Here is a 15,022-nt window from a genome sequence, read left to right as displayed (position 1 = left end):
AGATGATTAAGAATAAAAAACCTTTGATTATATCGTGTTGTGATGTTGTAGGTTGAATTGCGATAAATGATTTTATTTCATATAGTTATATCTATACAAGATAAACTCCCGTGCGCTCATGAAAAATCAATTAAAATCGTTATTTAGCGTTGCCTTATTGGCTACAGGTCTAGGCTTGACAGCGACTGTCTCACAGGCGGCTGATCGTCAATTTCTAAACGTGTCTTATGATGCAACCCGTGAATTCTATGATGAATTCAATAAATCATTTGGTGCTTACTGGAAAAACCGTACCGGTCTGGATGTGAACTTTAAACAGTCACATGGTGGTTCGGGCAAGCAGGCACGTTCGGTGGTCGATGGCCTAAAAGGCGATGTGGTGACTTTGGCGCTGGCCAATGACATCGAAGAAATCGTGAAATCTGGTCAGATTCAACCCGGCTGGCAAAAAGAGTTTCCGCATAATTCTGCACCTTATACCTCAACCATCGTGTTTATGGTGCGCAAAGGCAATCCGAAGGGCATCAAGGACTGGAGTGATCTGACCAAGCCAGGCGTAGAAATTATTACCCCCAACCCGAAAACCGGTGGTTTGCCACGTTGGGTATACCTGTCTGCTTGGGGCTATGCCGAGAAACAGCCGGGGGGTAATAAAGCCAAAGCACAGGACTTTGTCGGTAAACTCTATAAAAATGTCAAAGTGATGGACTCAGCAGCACGTGCTTCGATGACCACGTTTGCTGAGCGTGGCATTGGTGATGTATTGCTGACTTGGGAAAATGAAGCACTGGTTACCCAAAAGACTTTGGGTAAAGACAAGTTTGATATTATTTATCCGTCAATTACGATTTTGACCGAACCATCGGTGGCCATTGTCGATCGTACCGTGGATAAAAATGGCAATAAATGGTTGGCAACAGGTTATATCAACTACCTGTATTCTCCATTGGGTCAGGAAATGGCAGCCAAACATTTCTACCGTCCGCGCAATGAGAAAGTATTAGCCAAATATTCAGCACAATTCCCGAAAATCAAAACTTTTACCATTGATGAAGTGTTTGGCGGCTGGGCCAATGCACAGAAAACCCATTTTGTGAATGGCGCGATTTTTGATCAGATTTATAACTCAAAACGTTAATCTGCTGATTTGAAGACGAATTACAGATAAACAGGCCTCCCTCGCGGAGGCTTTTTTATTGACGACACTCAAATAAAAACGGTTTTCTCTATGGAAAGTAATATTTATCTACAAAAAGTCGTTTGGAGCTTTGCTGAAACAGGGTGATAATGTGCAGTTAAATTTTTCGCCCTATTGATTGAGTTTTTATGTCACATATTTCTGTATTACTTCACGAAACGATTGATGCCTTGTTGGCAGGTCGCAATACGGGAATTTATGTAGACGGTACTTTTGGTCGTGGCGGACATACTCGTTTATTGTTATCAAAATTAGATGAACATGCACGTGTATATGGCTTTGATAAAGATCCTCAGGCCCTAGAGACGGCAGCAATCTTAGAACAAGAGGATCCACGTTTTAAAATTATTCATGCCAGCTTTGCCGATCTGAAAGACGCACTGGCTGAGCTTGGGATTGAGACCGTGGATGGAGTGATGGCAGATTTAGGCGTGTCTTCGCCGCAGCTGGATCAGGCCGAACGTGGTTTCAGTTTTATGAAAGATGGCCCGCTGGATATGCGCATGGACAATTCTCAAGGTCCAACTGCAGCAGAATGGCTGCTTGAAATTGAAGAAGAAGCACTGGCCAATATCATTTTTAAATACGGTGAAGAGCGTTATAGTCGCCGGATTGCCAAAGCCATCAAGGCGGCAGGGCAGATTGATACCACGGCTCAACTTGCGGAAATTGTGAAAGTCGCGCATCCAAAATGGGAAAAAAATAAGCATGCTGCGACGCGTACTTTCCAGGCGATTCGTATTGCTATTAATAAAGAATTAGAAGATATTGAAATCTTCTTGCCTCAAGCAGTTGAGATTTTAAAACCTGAGGCACGTTTGGCCGTAATTAGCTTTCACTCTCTGGAAGACCGTTTGATCAAACAGTTTATTCAAAAAGAATCTACATTAGACGAAGATTTTGGCTGGGGAATGCCGGGGCAGCAAAAAGATACACGACGTTTAAAGAAGGTATCCCGCGTAAAAGCCAGTGACGAAGAAGTCAAAGCCAATCCTCGTTCACGTAGTGCATGGCTCCGGGTCGCAGAACGTTTAGCTTAATAGGCACATCATGAAAACTGAAGTGGTTGATAAAAAAACAGAAAAGTTATGGCTTAAACAAGCTAGCATCTATCTCGTCTTGATACTGATGGTCTTCATCAGTGCAGTCTTTGTGGTATTTCAGGTGTTTGAATATCGTCAGGACACCAGAAAACTGAGCACTTATCTGCGTGAGCGTGATGACCTGAATGCAGATTGGGGGCGTTTGTTAATTGAACAGCAAACTTTTGGTGCAACTGCGCAGATTGGCACACGTGCTGTCACCCAGCTGCGCATGTATTCTCCCCCGGTTTCACAAAGTGTCGTCATTTCTTTACCACAAACTTCAGATGAGAAAAAATAAGGCTAGCGCTCGGACATGATAGACAAAAGAAAGAAGCAAGCGGTACGTAAAAAACAATCAGTTACCGACAAAAACGCCTCAAATGTGTATATCAATCGTTTCTATATCATGTGGGCGGTGGTGTTGCTGTGTTTTATTACACTGATTTGCCGGGCCTTCTATGTGCAGATTATCAATAAGGATTTTTTGCAAAATAAAGCCAATGCCAATATTTTAAGAACCAATACCATCAAGGCCATGCGTGGCGTGATTTATGACCGTAATGGGGTGCCGCTGGCGATCAGTACGCCGATCATGAAAATCGTGATTGATCCACGTGACTATTTTGACAATAAAAAACTCTATGACGAGACCATATTGGCACTAGAAAAAGAGCCAGATAGCCGCAAGCTGAAACGCCAGTTGCCGGATAAAAACCTGAATCTGGATGAACTGGCCGATGCAGTCGGTATGGATCGGGCAGAACTACGCAAAAAAATGCAAGAACGCCCGCGTTCTCGTTATCTGATCCTGAAAAAAGAAGTTCCGCCACAACAGGCCGAACTGATCATGAAGCGTAATTTTCAAGGCGTGTATACCGAGAAAAATTACAAACGTTATTATCCGCAGCCACAGCCCAATTCACAGATTATTGGTCTGACCAATAGTGAAGGCACCGGGATTGAAGGTCTGGAAATGCAGCTCAATACCCGTCTGGCAGGTAAAGATGGTGAGCAGCAGATTATCCGGGATAAAAAAGGCAACCGGGTTAAAGAGCCGGAAGTGATTAAAGAAGTCGAGCCGGGCGAGAATATCACCCTGAGTATTGACTCGCGTCTGCAATATATTATGTACCGTGAATTGACTGCGGCAGGTGTGGCCAATAATGCCCGTTCTGCGACTGCGATTGCGGTCGATGTAAAAACCGGGGAAATTCTGGCCTTGTCATCTTGGCCATCATATAACCCGAATGATAAAAATGGTCTGCTGAACAAGGATGCCATGCGTAACCGTGGTGCAGTGGATTCCTTCGAACCGGGTTCGACCATGAAGCCCTTCACTGTGGCAATGGCTCTGGAAAGTGGTAAATATACGGCCAATTCAGTGGTCAACACCACACCGGGCAGTATGCGAATTGGCAATCACACCATTCGTGATACGCATAACTATGGTCAGTTAACACTGGGCGGTATTATCCAGAAATCTTCGAACGTGGGTGTCGCCAAACTGGCCTTGTCTTTGCCGTATGAAACTCTACCTACTTTCTATAAACGCTTGGGTTTTGGCTCACGCTCAGCAGTAAAATTCCCGGGTGAAAGTGCCGGTCTGATCTTGCCACCAAGTAAATGGAATGTGTCAGAAGTGGCAACCATGTCCTATGGTTATGGTCTGAATGCTACTGTGCTGCAAATGGCGGATGCTTATGCCATGCTGGCCAATAAGGGTGTGAGAATGCCGCTGAGCCTGTACAAGCTGGAAGAACAGCCGCAGGGTGAGCAAATGATTGATGCCAATATTGCAGATCAGGTCTTGCTTATGCTGGAAGTAGCAACTCTGCCTGGCGGTACCGCCACGCGCGCGACAATTCCGGGTTATCGTGTGGCAGGGAAAACCGGTACTGCGCATAAACTGCGTGCCGATCGTAAAGGCTATTCTACCAATGAATATCGGGCTTTGTTTGCTGGCGTAGCGCCCGTGAGTGATCCGCGTATTGCCATGGTGGTGGTGGTCGAAAATCCGCAAGGCACCTATTACGGTGGTACGGTATCGGCACCGGTATTTGCACGCGTGATGCAGGAATCCTTGCGTCTGCTAAATGTCCCTCTGGACAAACCTTTAGAATCTCCCAAAGTCCAGTAAATAGGTGATCAATGTCTATTACATTTAAAGATCTCTACGCCGTTCAGGATACTGCTGAATGGATGACCCAAGCCTTTCAGGGTTTCGAACTGGATAGCCGTAAAGTTAAGGCAGGGCAAATTTTTATTGCCCTGACCAGTCTGTCACAACCAGAAAAAACGGCAGTATTTGCACAAAAAGCTTTAGAGCAGGGTGCCTTAGCGGTGATTTCTGAAATCGAATTGGATATCTCACCCAATCTGGTGGTTGCTAATGTCCGACATTTGATGGGACAGTGGCAAAAACAATACTTACAAGCCAGCCAACCTGTTCAGGCTGCAGGTATTCTTGCAGTGACTGGTACCAATGGTAAAACCACGATTTCACGTTTGGTTGCGGAATTGTTCATGTTGCAAAGCAAAGCTTGTGCAGTGATGGGGACGACAGGTAACGGGATTTTACCAAATCTGGAAGCCTCGTCGCATACCACGCTCGATGCTTTGCAATTGCAAAATGCTTTACATGTTTATGCTCAAGCCGGTGCTAAATTTGCCTCGATTGAAGCCAGTTCGCATGGTCTGGAGCAAGGTCGCTTGAATGGCTGTGATATCGAGATTGCGGGCTATAGTAATTTAAGTCGCGATCATCTGGATTATCACGGGACGCTGCAAGCCTATGCAGAAGCCAAATCTGCTTTATTTAAATTTGAAAGTTTAAAAGTGGCTGTCATCAACCTGGATGATGCGCATGCTCATATCATGATTGATGCAGCGCGCAACAATCCCTCACAGCCAGAAATTTTGACCTATTCAACCCGTCAAGCTGCGGATTATCAGGTTCAGGATATTCAATACAGCATTTCAGGTGCGACCTTTAAGCTGAAAACTGCTTCTGCTGAATATGTTGTTAACAGTCCGCTGCTTGGACATTTCAATATTGAAAATCTGGTCGCCAGTCTGATCATGGCAGAGCAGGCCGGATTTGATTTAAACAGCTTGATTGTGACTGTGCCACAGCTCAAAGGTGCACCAGGCCGGATGCAGGTGCTGCGTGATGGCGAGCGCCTATTTGTAGTGGATTATGCGCATACGCCTGATGCCTTGACTCAGGTTCTCATCACTTTAAAACGTCATGTTTCACAAAATCTCTGGGCAGTCTTTGGCTGTGGCGGCGATCGTGACCGCGGCAAGCGTCCACTCATGACCCAAGCAGCATTAGAAGGTTCGGATATTGCGGTCTTGACTTCCGATAACCCGCGAACCGAAGATCCTGCACAAATTTTTGCCGATATGAAAAATGGCATCGACTTTTTAGGCAAAAGCTACCATGAAATTCATGACCGTCGTGAAGCGATCAAGTTTGCCGTTAAACACGCGCAGGCAGGGGACATCGTGGTGATTGCAGGCAAAGGTCACGAAAATTATCAGGAAATTGATGGTGTACGTCACTGGTTTGATGATGTGGTCGAAGTGCAAGCCGCGATTGATGCCCAGCATCACAGCGCAGATTCAGCTTATCCAGCGTATTAGGATTCATATATGCATACCTCAACAACCAGTACCGTGCCACTTGCACCTTGGACAGCAGAACAGCTTGAACAAGCGACTCAAGGCAATTGGCTCAATAATAAAAAACCGGCAGACGCCATCAAACGTATTCTGACCGATTCGCGTGATGCTGAACAAGGGGATGCTTTCCTTGCGCTGCAAGGCGAGCGCTTTGATGCCCATGATTTTGTGGCACAAGTAGCAGCAAGCGGCTGTCAGATTGCGATCGTCAGTCGACCGCTCGATATCGATATCTGCCAGCTTGTCGTAGACGATACCCGTTTGGCACTAGGGCGGTTAGGCGCATACCGTCGTCAGCAGAATTCTCAGCTCAAAGTCATTGCCTTGACCGGCAGCAGTGGCAAGACCACCACCAAGGAAATGCTGGGGAGCATCTTGTCTCGTCTTGCGCCGACACTGATCACGCGTGGCAACCTGAATAATGACCTCGGCGTACCGGTGATGTTGCTCGAATTACGTCCCGAACATCAGTATGCAGTGATGGAGCTGGGTGCCAGTCATCAGGGCGAAATTGATTACACCTCGAAAATGGTGCAGCCGCATGTGGCTGGGATCATTAATATTGGGACGGCACATTTAGGTGAATTTGGCGGTCGTGACGGAATTTGCCGTGCAAAATCTGAGATTTATGCGCATATCTCTGAAACCTCAATTATTCCTGCTGCAGATGATTTTGCTGAAACCATTCATGCCGCAGTAACAACTGAAAAAAGCTTGAGTTTTGGTGCTGGTGGGGATGTGTATGCCAGCGACGTGGTATTGGATGCGCAATCATCAACCTTTACCCTGAATACAGCGCAAGGCTCGAAAACAGTTCAGTTGCCGTTTGCCGGTGAGCATAATGTCGAAAATGCGACCGCAGCAGCAGCTTTCGCCTTGGCGATCGGTATTGGTCTTGATGATATCGTGGCTGGTCTGGAACAGGCAGTCGGTGCTAAAGGTCGTCTGAACTTTATTCCGCACAAAGACTATTTATTTATTGACGACACCTACAATGCCAATCCGGGTTCGATGCGTGCAGCGGCTGAAGTTCTAGCGCAGCAGCAGGGCATCCGGGTGATGGTCACCGGCGATATTGGTGAACTCGGTTCATCTGCCGCAATCGAGCATTACAAGCTCGGTCGGGATCTGGTCTCGGTGAAAGGCATTAATTTTGTGGTGGCTGTGGGTGAATTTGCTCCGGCAGCACAAGAAGGTGCTCGTAGTACACAATATAGTAAAAAAATGCAGGCTTTCCTGAATCAGGAGCAGGCCTTACCGTTTTTAATTGATTTGATTAAAACACATCAACCTCAGCCGATGTCATTTCTATTTAAAGGGTCGCGTTTTACCCATATGGAAACATTGATGGCTGCATTGATGGAGAAACTCTAAATGCTGTTATGGCTCTTTGAACATTTGGCGGGCTTTGACAGCACGTTTCAGGTGGTTCGTTATTTAACTTTACGTGCTTTGCTCAGTGTCTTGACGGCATTGACCATCGGTCTGGTGCTTGGTCCTGTGATGATTCGCAAGCTGCAGGCGCTGAAATATGGTCAGGCAGTCAGCTCGTATGCTCCTGAAAACCATGCCAAGAAAATGGGCACGCCGACCATGGGCGGGGTGCTGATCCTGCTTTCGATTGGTATCTCAACTCTACTCTGGGCAGATCTTTCCAATCCTTATGTCTGGATTGTGCTGGGTGTGATGGTCATCTTCGGTGCCGTTGGCTGGGCCGATGACTGGATTAAAATCCGTTATAAAGACAATGCGGGTTTGCCTGCGAAGAAAAAATTCTTCTGGACTTCAGTTGGTTCTTTGGGTGCTGGTATTGCTTTGTATGTCATTGCACAGCAACAGACCAATCCGGTGCATACCGCGAATATGCTGGATCTGCTGATTCCATTCTTTAAAGACCTAAGCATTCCATTATCGATGATCCCATTGGGCATTGGTTTTATTATCTTTACCTATTTCGTGATTAACGGTGCCTCCAATGCCGTGAACTTGACTGATGGTCTGGATGGTCTGGCAATCATGCCAATCGTGCTGGTTGCTACAGGTTTGGGCGTATTTGCCTATTTGGCCGGTGACGTGCGCTTTGCCAATTATCTGCATATTCCTTATGTAAAATATTCGTCTGAACTGGTGGTGGTCTGTGCTGCCATGATCGGAGCGGGTCTGGCTTTCCTTTGGTATAACGCCCATCCAGCCCAAGTATTTATGGGGGATGTCGGTGCTTTATCTCTCGGTGCAATGCTCGGTACGATTGCCGTCATGGTTCGTCAGGAAATCGTATTTGCGATTATGGCCGGTGTCTTTGTGGTGGAAGCGGTTTCAGTGTTCTTGCAGATTGGTTCATTAAGAATGCGCAATAAACGTGTATTCCTGATGGCACCGCTACATCATCATTATGAAAAGAAAGGCTGGCGTGAAACCCAAGTCGTCATTCGTTTCTGGATTATTACGATTATGCTGGTAGTTTTGGGTCTAATGACCTTAAAATTGCGCTAAGAAATGCATTGAAAAAAGTCGGCGTATGCCGGCTTTTTTATTTTGGAGAAAATGATGAATTTACTCATGTGCCCAGTCTGTCGCCAGCAGTTGAGCTTAAATGAAAGAACATGGCGATGTGAGAATCATCATAGTTACGATGTCGCTAAACAAGGCTATGTGAACCTGCATGTGGTTCAGCATAAGCACAGCAAAAACCCGGGAGATACGCCTGAGTCTGTGCAGGCACGTCGTGCATTTCTCAGCGCAGGTTATTATGCGCCTTTGCAACAGGCTGTCGTGGAAAAGATTCGCGAGTTGCGGATTGAGAATCTTTTAGATATTGGTTGTGGTGAAGGCTACTATACTGATGCCATGCAGACTGAAGTGCTGCAATGCGTCGGGGTGGATATTGCCAAAAATGCCGTTCAGGTCGCGGCCAAGTTCAATAAAAATATCACCTGGGTCGTAGGAACCGGGGCGACTTTACCGGTGCTGGATGGGTCGATTGATATGTGTACCAGCCTGTTCAGTCCGATCCCAAAACAGGAAATTTTACGGGTTTTAAAAGCTGAAGGTTATTTAATGGTGGTGACACCTGCGCCACAGCATTTATATGCGATGCGTGAGGCACTTTTTGAAGAAGTGAAACCCCACGAACCGCAAAAGTTTGTTGAGCAACTGCAAGATGAATTTGATCTGCTCAGTGAGCAGGTGATTGATGCCCCGATGACTTTGCCACAGACAGATTTAAAAAACCTGATTGCTATGACGCCGTATGCTTACAAGGCCAAACCTGAACGCCGTCTGGCACTTGAACAGCAGGATCAGTTTAAATTGCTGGCGCAATATCAGATCTATCTGTTTCAGAAAAAATAAAAATTCACCGATAAAAAAGCCCTCATTGTTGAGGGCTTTTTTATACTAGTTTGTCGGTTGTGGTTATTGCACTTCTTGAATCAGGTTTTCTAAAGCGTCCACTTTGCTTGGTTGAAGCGGCTGTTCTGGCGGAGCAGTTGTTTCAGTAGCATCTGGCACAGCGATTTCCTGTCCCGGCAGATCTTCGAAATCTGTTTCTGTCCGTTTCGGGACGACCACAGGTGCCGGGCGGTAAAGCGCAGTGGCCATTGGTGGTGAAGACGGATCATTCTGCGCTTCATCACCCTGAACTACCTTGCTTCGATTCACTGGTGCCTTGGCATTACGGTCTAAACGCACCCATGCTTCTGGATGACCTTTTAAGGCATTGCCCATAAAGTCGGTCCAGATGGGTAAGGCTGCCACACCACCATATTCACGGCGTCCCAAGGTTTTAGGTTGGTCAAAGCCGACCCAGGTGATGGTAACCAGTTTGCCATTGAACCCTGCGAACCAGGCATCTTTGGCGTCATTTGTGGTTCCCGTTTTGCCCCCAATATCATTTCGCCCGATTCTTAAGGCCGCACGGCCGGTACCGTGCTGAATCACATCACGCAGAATATTGGCCATGTCATAGGCAGAGCTGGATTTTAAAATACGCTGTGCCTGACGATAATTACTGTCTTCAGCAGAGACTTTGGGTGCAGCCTGTTTCTGTTCTAGACTTGTATTGTTGATTGCAATCGCTTCGTCATCTGCGGTCATGGTGTCGGCAGGTTGAGCAGGTTCTTCTTCGGTATTGATACATGAAATACACGCATATTCAGGCTGAGCCTCAAAAATGGTATGGCCATAGGCATCTTCAATACGGGTAATGAAATGTGGCTGGATCCGGTAACCACCGTTGGCAAAAGTCGCATAACCTGTCGCCATCTGAATCGGCAGAACCTGAGGCGTGCCGAGTGCGATGGTGTAGTTACGCGGAATCTGATTGTCCTGTAAACCAAAATCCATAAACAGCTGACGGGTACGTTCAATCCCGACAGCCTGTAATAAACGCACTGAAACGGTATTGCGCGAAAGATATAGTGCGCGGCGTAGCGGGATCATCCCCAGATAACGGCCATCTGAATTACGAGGTGTCCATTTGCCAATGGTAATTGGTGCATCATTCACCATGGTATGCGGTGTCATGCCTCGTTCTAAAGCCAGTGCATAAACAAAAGGCTTAATCGTAGAGCCGGGTTGACGCCAGCCCTGGATTGCACGGTTAAATTTCGACTGATAAAAGTTGTATCCGCCCACAATGGCTTCAATTGCACCATTATTTGGATTGATGGCAATCAACTGTCCTTGCACATTTGGAATTTGTACCAGCGACCACGAGGTTTTATTCTGATTCGGTCGTAAACGTATAATATCTTTGACTTTGACAATCTCGGAAGCTTTGCTCGGCGCACCACCTACACTGTTGACATTGCGAAAGGGGCGCGCCCAAGACATACCGGACCACGGTACAGTTACCGTGGTGCCATCCTGCATTAACGCTTCAAAACTGGAATTGCCAATCTTGGTCACTTGAGCAGGGTAGGTGTTGGCATAGGCACGGAAATTTTCCAGTGGTTGATCATGTGCTTCAGCACCACGCCAGCCATGTCGACGGTCATAAGCTTCCAGACCTTCTTGTACCGCCTGTTCTGCATAGGTCTGGCGTTCACTATGGATGGTGGTATAGACCTTGTAGCCAGAATCTACCGCCTGTTCGCCAAAGTTTTGTACCAGTTCAGAACGCACCATCTCACCGACATACGGGAATTTATTGCGGGTACTGCGGTCAGGCATATCCAGATTGATGGGTTCAGCAATCGCTTGTTGATACTGACTCTGGTTCAGATAGCCCAGTTGCAGCATACGTCCTAAAATCCAGTTGCGACGTTCGAGAGCACGTTTGGGGTTGGCCACCGGATTATATCGAGAAGGTGCTTTAGGTAAGCCCGAAATCATGGCCATCTGCGCAATCGAAAGCTCTTCTAAACTCTTGTTATAGTAAATTTTGGCTGCTGCTGCGATCCCGTAGGCATTTTTACCCAAGAAGATTTTATTCACATAGAGTGTCAGAATTTCTTCTTTGGTCAGGCTTTGCTCAATCTTACGGGCCAGAAAAATTTCAGTCAGTTTACGCTTGAGTGTTCGTTCGGGGCTGAGATAATAATTTTTCGCCACCTGCATGGTGATAGTGGAACCACCGGTCTGCACATCCGAACCGGTGATACTTTCACTGACTGCACGGCCTAAGCTTTTAAAACTGATTCCGCTATGCTCGAAAAAGCTGGAATCTTCAGCGGCGAGGAAAGCATGAATAAACTCGGATGGAATTTGTTCATATTTCACGGGAACAGAAAGCTTGCCACCATACTCAGCAATTAATTCATTATCTGAACTAAAAACTTGTAAAGGCTTTAATAAAGGCGCCTTTTTAAGCGTGGACATTTCAGGCAAAGATGGGGCAATATAGAGATACATGCCATAGAAACCCATCGGAATTGAGATCAGGATAATGATAATGATCAAAAAAAATGGGTGAACAAGGCCTGAACAAGATAGCTTTTTCATAACAAGTAAGTTTTAATAAGAGCTAATGGCGAACTAATTACCGATCAGTATATCCTTTAGATATACATATTGTTAGATGAGTTATTGTATCTATATAAAATTATAGATCGGATCGATTGGTAAGTTAGATTTAATTGGGGACAAAAAAATAATAGGAATTATATTGTGCGCAGGTTATATCGTAAACCAAATAAGGGGTTAATAGGAGTTGATATTAGTTCGACTTCTGTTAAGGTTTTGGAGCTTTCTGTAAAAAGTAGCCGTTACTGGGTAGAGAGCTATGCTTTGGTCCCATTAATGGAAAACAGTGTTGTTGAAAAAAACGTCTTAAACCCGGAAGCAGTCGCGGATGCCCTTGGGCGTGCAATTAATTTGGCCAACACCCAGTCGAATCATGCCGCTTTTGCCATTCCAACCTCTATGGTGATTACCAAAACTATCGAGATGGATGCAGACATGTCGAATGATGAGCGTGAAGTTCAGATTCGTGAAGATGCAGAACAGTATATTCCGTTCCCACTCGATGAAGCCAGTCTGGACTTTGAAGTTCTGCCTGACCGTCTTGCCAATCCAAACCGGGTCAATGTGCTGTTGGTGGCAACCCGCATTGAAAATATTGAAGCACGCTCTGAAGTTTTGGAAATTGCCGGACTGACACCCAAGATCGCGGATGTAGAAAGTTTTGCGCTGGAAAATGCTTTTAAAGTGTTTTCGGATACTTTGCCGATGGGGGTAAATACTGTCGGTATTTTAGACATTGGACATAGTATGACCACCTTGTCGGTGATGCAGAACAACAAAATTATTTATACCCGTGAGCAGGTGTTCGGTGGCAAACAGCTGACTCAGGAAATTCAGAACCGTTATGGTCTGTCTTTTGAAGAAGCCGGGCGTGCTAAAAAAACCCGTGCTTTGCCAGATGATTATGATATTGAAGTGCTAGAACCGTTCCTGGATGCCGTAGTGCAACAGGCAGCGCGGTCATTACAATTCTTCTTTTCATCGTCTCAGTTTAATGAGATTGATCATATTTTATTGGCCGGCGGGAATGCCAATATTCCAGGTCTGGCAAAATTATTACAACAAAAACTCGGTTACCGTGTCACGATCGCGAATCCATTTTTGCAAATGGGCTTTTCTCCTCAAATTGATATTAAAAAAATTGAAAATGACGCGTCATCACTCATGGTTGCATGTGGTTTGGCATTGAGGAGTTTTGATTAATGGCAAAGATTAACTTACTTCCTTGGCGTGATGAGCTAAGAATTAAAAGAAATAATGAATTCGTGGCAATCTGTGTGGGGGCGCTTTTCTTAGGACTGGCGGCGGCAGGTTCAACCTGGTTTTATTATGATCACAAGCTTCAGGATCAGGAACAGGCCAATCAGCTGATTCAAAGTACCAACCAGAATCTGGATGTGCAGTTAAAAGCGCTAGAAGGTTTGCAAGAGCAACGTAATGCCATTGTTGAGCGGATGAAGCTGATTCAGGGCTTGCAAACGCAACGTCCGATCGCGGTACATTTGATTGATGAAATTGTACGGGTGACACCAGCCAATATGTACATCACCAAGTTTCAGCGTACTGGCGATAAATTTAGCATCGAAGGTCGAGCCGAGAGTCCAAATACCGTAGCAGAATTACTGCGTAATCTGGAAGCTTCCTCCTGGTACCGAAATGCCTTTATGAATGCCTTTCTGGTGGCTGAAGAATCCAAAGAAAAGGCACCGAGCTCGATTATTCCACGTGTTGAAGAGTCTTATGGCAGCTTTACCGTGACTGTGGATCTGGATCAGATCGCTGAACCGGTACTGAATGAAGAACAGCAAGCAGCCAATACCACTCCGGGGGCATCATCATGAGTAATGAAAAATTCGATGAGTTCAGCCAGGATGCCGTGGCTGTACCTAAAAATAAAATGACAGTTGAGAAATTTTTTCAGCAATTCAATACTCTAGATCCTAATAATTATGGCAGCTGGCCTTTATCAGTCAAGATTAGCTGCTGGATTTTTATTGTTATCTTGGTATTTATGCTGATTTATTTTGCTCTGACCAGAAGTACGATTGAATCAATTTCACAAGCCAGTGCCCAGGAACAAAACCTGCTGAATGAGTTTCGTGAAAAGGAATCAAAATTACGTAATCTACAACAATATCAGATTCAGCTTCAGGAAATGGAAGCACGTTTTAACCAGCAATTAGAACAATTGCCGAAGGAAACTGAAATTCCGGGTCTGGTCGAAGATATTAACCTGAGTGGGGTGAATTCAGGTCTGAAATTTAAAAATATCCGTCTGGAACCGGAGATCAAGCAGGAATTCTTTATTGAACAGCCGATTGCGATTGAAGCGACTGGGGATTATCACGCATTTGGCTCTTTTGTCAGCAGTATTGCCGGCTTGTCGCGTATCGTAACCTTACATGACTTCACCATTACCGGTACTGAGAATAAAGAGAAAAAATCTGAGATTCCGGTGATTGATTATGTGGTTAAAGCCAAAACCTATCGCTATGTCGGCAATGCTGATACTTCTGCAGCAGCGGGTAGCACAACTCAGGGGGCGCAGTAATGAATAGAATGAAAATTACTTCAGCTTTAACACTTGGGTTTTTATTGTTGGGATGCGATTCACGCATTGATGCAGTCAATCAGGAAATGGCTAATATTCGTAATCAGCCACCTTTGCCAATTGAACCTGCGCCTGATTTTATGCCAGTTGAAACCTTCAACTATGCAGCACATCAGATCAAAAGTCCTTTTTTACCAAGCTCTCTGGCTGCCGAACTGAAAATTATGGCGGGGAAACGGGTTTATCCAAACCTATCACGTCAACTGCAACCGCTAGAAAGTTATCCGCTCGAAACATTGACCATGAAAGGCAGTATGCGCAATCAGGCAGGACAAATTCTGGCTTTAATCCAGACGCCTGATGGTGAGGTTGAGCGGATTCAACGTGGTAGCTATATGGGACTTAATCATGGTCGTGTGGTTGGAATTACACCAACACAAATCGATTTGATTGAGATTATTCCAGATGGCCGTGAGGGATATGTGGAACGTCCGCGAAGTTTGGTTCTTATCGGGCCGGCGCCATAAGTTTTAAAGGAAT

13 protein-coding genes are annotated in these 15,022 nt (G+C 45.7%); 12 read left to right on the top strand and 1 reads right to left on the bottom strand.

The genetic code is table 11. From position 1 onward, the window contains the following. Positions 1 to 118 precede the first annotated feature (118 nt). The 8 genes from FTU95_RS03765 to FTU95_RS03730 all read left to right on the top strand — a co-directional run bounded on the left by FTU95_RS03765 (position 119) and on the right by FTU95_RS03730 (position 9,318). Entirely contained in the window at positions 119 to 1,138 is a 1,020-nt protein-coding gene (locus FTU95_RS03765; protein WP_005094348.1) for a sulfate ABC transporter substrate-binding protein, read from the top strand. Positions 1,139 to 1,326: 188 nt separating this feature from the next. Continuing rightward, positions 1,327 to 2,238: a 16S rRNA (cytosine(1402)-N(4))-methyltransferase RsmH gene (gene rsmH, locus FTU95_RS03760; protein ID WP_005168904.1), complete on the top strand. Its 912-nt coding sequence runs from the start codon at positions 1,327 to 1,329 to the stop codon at positions 2,236 to 2,238. 10 nt (positions 2,239 to 2,248) lie between these two features. Then, the gene (ftsL, locus tag FTU95_RS03755; RefSeq protein ID WP_005168901.1) at positions 2,249 to 2,581 is read left to right on the top strand and encodes a cell division protein FtsL; all 333 of its coding nucleotides are present in this window, start codon (positions 2,249 to 2,251) and stop codon (positions 2,579 to 2,581) included. A 15-nt stretch (positions 2,582 to 2,596) separates the two neighbouring features. After that, positions 2,597 to 4,420, top strand: a complete 1,824-nt coding sequence (gene ftsI, locus FTU95_RS03750; protein ID WP_180077604.1) for a penicillin-binding protein PBP3 — start codon at positions 2,597 to 2,599, stop codon at positions 4,418 to 4,420. A gap of 11 nt (positions 4,421 to 4,431) precedes the next feature. Next, entirely contained in the window at positions 4,432 to 5,928 is a 1,497-nt protein-coding gene (locus FTU95_RS03745) for a UDP-N-acetylmuramoyl-L-alanyl-D-glutamate--2,6-diaminopimelate ligase (RefSeq protein ID WP_180077603.1), read from the top strand. Positions 5,929 to 5,937: 9 nt separating this feature from the next. Beyond that, positions 5,938 to 7,341 carry a UDP-N-acetylmuramoyl-tripeptide--D-alanyl-D-alanine ligase gene (gene murF / locus FTU95_RS03740; RefSeq protein WP_180077601.1) on the top strand — a complete coding sequence of 468 codons (1,404 nt, stop codon included), beginning with the start codon at positions 5,938 to 5,940 and terminating at the stop codon, positions 7,339 to 7,341. Next, a complete protein-coding gene (gene mraY, locus FTU95_RS03735) occupies positions 7,342 to 8,460 on the top strand; it encodes a phospho-N-acetylmuramoyl-pentapeptide-transferase (protein ID WP_004644946.1) in 1,119 nt (372 codons plus the stop codon). Positions 8,461 to 8,514: 54 nt separating this feature from the next. Continuing rightward, positions 8,515 to 9,318 carry a putative RNA methyltransferase gene (locus FTU95_RS03730; RefSeq protein WP_180077672.1) on the top strand — a complete coding sequence of 268 codons (804 nt, stop codon included), beginning with the start codon at positions 8,515 to 8,517 and terminating at the stop codon, positions 9,316 to 9,318. Between the two features lie 63 nt (positions 9,319 to 9,381). Here FTU95_RS03730 and ponA read toward each other — a convergent pair whose 3' ends face one another. Continuing rightward, positions 9,382 to 11,910: a penicillin-binding protein PBP1a gene (gene ponA, locus FTU95_RS03725; RefSeq protein WP_180077599.1), complete on the bottom strand. Its 2,529-nt coding sequence runs from the start codon at positions 11,908 to 11,910 to the stop codon at positions 9,382 to 9,384. Between the two features lie 165 nt (positions 11,911 to 12,075). Between ponA and FTU95_RS03720 the strand changes: the two genes are divergently transcribed. From FTU95_RS03720 to FTU95_RS03705, 4 genes are read left to right on the top strand one after another with little or no spacing between them, the layout of a single operon-like run. Next, the gene (locus FTU95_RS03720) at positions 12,076 to 13,134 is read left to right on the top strand and encodes a pilus assembly protein PilM (protein WP_005168888.1); all 1,059 of its coding nucleotides are present in this window, start codon (positions 12,076 to 12,078) and stop codon (positions 13,132 to 13,134) included. Then, the gene (locus FTU95_RS03715; protein WP_005094324.1) at positions 13,134 to 13,772 is read left to right on the top strand and encodes a PilN domain-containing protein; all 639 of its coding nucleotides are present in this window, start codon (positions 13,134 to 13,136) and stop codon (positions 13,770 to 13,772) included. The genes FTU95_RS03720 and FTU95_RS03715 overlap by 1 nt, the downstream gene beginning before the upstream one ends. Then, complete coding sequence (locus FTU95_RS03710) at positions 13,769 to 14,482, top strand: type 4a pilus biogenesis protein PilO (RefSeq protein ID WP_180077597.1); 714 nt, start codon at positions 13,769 to 13,771, stop codon at positions 14,480 to 14,482. The genes FTU95_RS03715 and FTU95_RS03710 overlap by 4 nt, the downstream gene beginning before the upstream one ends. Then, the gene (locus tag FTU95_RS03705; RefSeq protein WP_180077595.1) at positions 14,482 to 15,009 is read left to right on the top strand and encodes a pilus assembly protein PilP; all 528 of its coding nucleotides are present in this window, start codon (positions 14,482 to 14,484) and stop codon (positions 15,007 to 15,009) included. Before FTU95_RS03710 ends, FTU95_RS03705 begins: the two co-directional genes overlap by 1 nt. The last annotated feature ends 13 nt before the right edge of the window (positions 15,010 to 15,022 follow it).

The organism is Acinetobacter sp. YH12208 (genome assembly GCF_013418055.1).
In the GTDB taxonomy this organism is placed as follows: Bacteria; Pseudomonadota; Gammaproteobacteria; order Pseudomonadales; family Moraxellaceae; genus Acinetobacter; species Acinetobacter pseudolwoffii.
This window is presented reverse-complemented; position numbering and strand designations above follow the sequence as displayed.